This is a genomic window from Staphylococcus pasteuri (assembly GCF_030547725.1).
Taxonomy (GTDB): Bacteria; Bacillota; Bacilli; order Staphylococcales; family Staphylococcaceae; genus Staphylococcus; species Staphylococcus pasteuri.
Window position 1 is genome coordinate 1 of the sequence record NZ_JAUOQO010000267.1, and the last position, 279, is coordinate 279.

The 279-nt window shown below is 58.8% G+C and carries 1 protein-coding gene; it reads left to right on the plus strand.

The window, feature by feature from the left end:
- A partial coding sequence (locus Q4528_RS13615) for a GTP-binding protein (protein WP_368506712.1) occupies positions 1-279 on the plus strand: 279 nt, incomplete at both ends.

Sequence of the window (279 nt, forward strand, 5' to 3'; positions counted from 1 at the left end):
CGCCAATCCCTGCGCCGCGCCTTCGTGCTGATTGATGCCCGCCACGGCATCAAAAAGGTGGACGAAGAAATCTTGACCCTACTCGACAAAAGCGCCGTCACCTTCCAGGCCGTGCTGACCAAAACCGACAAGGTCAAAGCCGCAGAACGCGACAAAGTGCTGGATCAGGTGCGAAGCAAACTGGCCAACCATCCCGCCGCCTTTCCCGAAATCATCGTGACCTCATCGGAAAAGGGGGACGGCATCGCAACCCTGCGATCGGTGATCGCGGGTCTGATC